Below are 4,213 nucleotides of genomic sequence, written 5' to 3'. Positions count from 1 at the left end.
GCTCAACTTCGGTAGCCTGGAGGCCGGGGCGACGCGCAGCTTCAGCGTTGATAACGGCGCAGCCGCCGCGAGCTATGCGGCGCCAGGCATCGATGGCGCGCATAACGTGAAGGTGACCGACACCGACATCGCCGGTAACAGCGTCACCCGCAGCTTCGACTTCACACTGGACACCAAGGCCGATCCCGAAGGCGATCTGGCAGTAACCGTGCCGGACCCTCTGGTCAGCCTCGCGGAGCGCAGCGCAGTCGCCTATAGCGTGGCGGGCGTGAACGCCGATGCCAACGCAGTCGTCACCTTCAGCGACGGTGTGCATAGCGTCACCGGCGCGAATGGCCTGGCCAATCTGTCGTCGCTCAGTGACGGAACAATCAGCGTAAGCGTGCTGGCAACCGACTTTGCCGGCAATACGGCGCAGGGCAAGGCAGCCAGCTTCACGCTGGACGCGACAGCGCCGGTATTCAGCTCTGCGGCGACAGCTTCGGTAACGGAGAACACGGGCGCTAACCAGATCGTCTACAAAGCAGCCGCCACGGACGCTGGTACGTTCAGCTATAGTCTGCTGGCCAACAATAACGACGATGCAGGTCAATTCTCGATCGATGCCAGCGGCAATGTGCAGTTGGCGGCCAATCCGGACTACGAGGCGAAGAACAATTACCACTTCACCGTGGTGGCCACCGACCTCGCAGGCAACGCGGCACAGAAGGCGGTGACGTTGAACGTGAATGATGTGAACGAGGCGCCCACCACGTCCAAGATCATGCTGTCCACAGTGGAGAATGCATCGATCCTGATTCCGGTCATTCCCGACTACGCCACCGATCCAGACGCCAACGACGTGGTAACGCTGAAGAACGTCAGCCAGGTCACATTGACCTGGGCGGCGGACAGCACGGCCAGCACACTGGTCAATCCGGTGACCAAGCAGGTTCTGAATCTGAGCCAGGTGTATGCCAGCGCCACCATTTCCGCCGATGGCAAATCGATTYCGATCACGCCGAGCGATGAATTCGACTGGGCCAGCACGGGCCAGAAGGTCAATGGCACCATGAGCTATTCGGTGGTCGACAAGTCGGGCATGGTGAGCACCAATACCATCACGCTGACCATCTGGGGCTCGACCGCCGACAAGGGCAAGGTGCTCAACGGCGGTAACGGCAACGATAATCTGGTCGGCACCGATGGCGAAAATGTGCTGCAGGGGGCGAACGGCAACGACACCCTGACCGGCGGCGCGGCCACCGATGCGCTGTACGGCGGCAACGGCGACGACAAGCTGACCGGCGGCGGCGGCATCGATTACCTGTATGGCGACAACGGCAACGATACGCTCGATGGCGGCGCGGCGCGCGACGTGCTGTTTGGCGGGAAGGGCAACGACGTTCTGATCGGCGGCACAGGCGCGGACTGCTTTGTGTTCGAGTCCTCGATGGGGACGGACCGCGTCAATGACTTCAATATGGCGGAGGGCGACAAGCTGTATTTCGTGGATGTGCTGAGCAAACCGATGACGGCCCACGACTTCGTCGCCAAGTATGTCACACACGTTGGTAACGACCTGTTGATCTCCGCCCCCGGCGGCCAGGTCACGCTGGTTGGCGTCAGCGACACGGCAGCGTTGGAAAATGCCATCGTATTCACAATGCCGACATAAGAAGTTACAAGAAATTGGTTGAGTAGTGCTCACAAATTGGGCTAGAATCCGCGCATCTTCATACTAGGAGTTCCTCCTGTGGACAGTTCTTGTAGTCGATTTGCTATCGACCTGACCCAGGCAAGGTAAGCCCGAATTCTCCCATTCGCCGCTGCCTTGCCAAGTACGGCAGGCAGCGGCGCGCATCAGCCGGTTCCCCGGCTCTCCAGCTGCTCCCTGATAAACATTGTCTGACGTCGCCATCGTTGCGGCGTCATTGTGCTTTCGCTATTTTTTTCGCGAAGGCTCAGGAGCACGCGTGCGCGCTCCGCACTATGCTGGAGAGTAATAATGAACTTCATCGTTCTGAAAGAGCTGTTCGAGCGCTTCCTGCGTTCCCGTCACATCGGCCGCCACTTCCGCCGCCTGGCCATGCTGGACTCGATGGCCGAAACGGGCGTAAGCCGCGAAGTGCCGCAAAGCCTGACCCAGACCATGGTGGCCGCCGCCACCGAGAACAGCGCTGCGCTGTTGCAGCGTCTCGACACCCGCGTGGAAGGCCTGAGCGTGGAAGAGGCGGAGGCCGTGCGCGAGCGCGTCGGCTTCAACGAAGTCGAACACGAGAAGCCACTGAGCTGGCAGGCGCACCTGTGGCAGTGCTACCGCAATCCCTTCAATCTGCTGCTGACGTTGTTGGCCATCGTGTCCTATGTTACCGAGGACGTGAAGGCCGCCATCGTGATCGGCACGATGGTCGTCCTGTCCGCGCTGCTGCGCTTCTGGCAGGAAGGGAAGTCCAACAAGGCGGCGGACGCGCTGAAGGAAATGGTCAGCAATACCGCGACCGTGCTGCGCGCAGGCCAGCGCACCGAAGTGGCGATCCGCCTGCTGGTGCCGGGCGACGTGATCGCGCTGTCCGCCGGCGACATGATTCCGGCCGATTGCCGCGTGCTGGCTGCGAAAGACCTGTTCGTGTCGCAGGCCGCCATGACGGGCGAATCGCTACCGGTGGAGAAGTTCGCCGAGCAGAAGGACGCGGACACCATCAATCCGCTGGAGCTGGAAAACATCGTCTTCATGGGCACCAATGTAGTGTCCGGCGCCGCCACAGCTGTCGTGCTGGGCACCGGCAACAGCAGCTACTTCGGTGCGCTGGCCAGCCGCGTAACCGCCACTGAAAAAGCGCCGACCTCGTTCCAGAACGGCGTGAATAAAGTGAGCTGGCTGCTGATCCGCTTCATGCTGGTGATGTCGCCGCTGGTGTTCTTCATCAATGGTTACACCAAGCATGACTGGATGGAGGCGCTGCTGTTCGCGCTGTCCATCGCTGTTGGCCTGACGCCGGAAATGCTGCCGATGATCGTGACTTCCACCCTGGCCAAAGGCGCGGTCTTCCTGTCGCGTAAAAAAGTCATCGTGAAGCACCTGGACGCGATCCAGAACTTCGGCGCGATGGACGTGCTGTGCACCGACAAGACCGGTACGCTCACCCAGGACAAGATCTTCCTGGCCCGCCACACCGATATCTGGGGCGAGGAATCGGACGAAGTGCTGGACATGGCATACCTGAACAGCTACTACCAGACCGGCCTGAAAAACCTGCTGGACGTGGCCGTGCTGGAGCACGCCGAAGTGCACCGCGACCTGAACGTGGCGGAAGTCTTCCGCAAAGTCGATGAGATTCCGTTCGACTTCAACCGCCGCCGCATGTCGGTGGTGGTGGCCGAGCACGACCAGCACCACGTCATCATCACCAAAGGCGCAGTGGAAGAAGTGCTGGCCGTGTGCAGCCGCGTGCAGCACGGCGAAGAAGTGGAAGTGCTGACACCGGAACTGCTGGAGCGTGTGCGCAGCGTGACCGCCGACCTGAACGCTGAAGGCCTGCGCGTGGTGGCCGTTGCCTCGCGCGAACTGCCGCCGACCCAGGAAACTTACAGCCTGGCCGACGAATCGGACCTGGTGCTGGTGGGTTATGTCGCCTTCCTGGACCCGCCAAAAGAATCCACGGCGCCGGCCCTGAAGGCGCTGGCCGAGCATGGCGTGGCCGTCAAGGTTCTCACCGGCGACAACGAGCTGGTGACCGCCAAGATCTGCCGCGAAGTGGGGCTGGAGCAGAAGGGCGTGCTGCTGGGCGGCGACGTCGAGCGCATGACCGATGCCGAACTGGCCGCCGCCGTCGAACATCACAATGTATTCGCCAAGCTGACGCCGGCGCACAAGGAGCGCATCGTGCGCCTGCTGAAGTCCAACGGCCGCGTGGTCGGCTTCATGGGCGACGGCATCAACGACGCCCCGGCGCTGCGCAAGGCGGACATCGGCATTTCGGTGGATACGGCGGTCGATATCGCGAAAGAGGCAGCGGACATCATCCTGCTGGAAAAGAGCCTGATGGTGCTGGAGGAGGGCGTGCTGGAAGGCCGCCGCACCTTCGCCAATATGCTCAAGTACATCAAAATGACGGCCAGCTCGAACTTCGGCAATGTGTTCTCAGTGCTGATCGCGAGTGCGTTCATCCCGTTCCTGCCGATGCTGCCGATGCAGCTGCTGGTGCAGAACCTGCTGTACGACGTGTCGCAG

Annotated in this window: 2 protein-coding genes; both read left to right on the top strand. The window is 61.5% G+C overall.

Annotated features, from left to right (window positions below):
• A partial coding sequence (locus AB4Z11_RS25025; protein WP_442028475.1) for a cadherin domain-containing protein occupies positions 1 to 1,657 on the top strand: 1,657 nt, incomplete at its 5' end.
• A 330-nt stretch (positions 1,658 to 1,987) separates the two neighbouring features.
• Positions 1,988 to 4,213, top strand: a 2,226-nt coding sequence (gene mgtA / locus AB4Z11_RS25020) for a magnesium-translocating P-type ATPase (protein ID WP_442028473.1), incomplete at its 3' end; no start/stop codon positions are given.

The sequence above is a fragment of the Pseudoduganella sp. RAF53_2 genome, from assembly GCF_052113985.1.
In the GTDB taxonomy this organism is placed as follows: domain Bacteria; phylum Pseudomonadota; class Gammaproteobacteria; order Burkholderiales; family Burkholderiaceae_D; genus Rugamonas.
The sequence above is the reverse complement of the archived record's forward strand: the minus strand, read 5'-3'. Positions and strand labels throughout refer to the sequence as shown.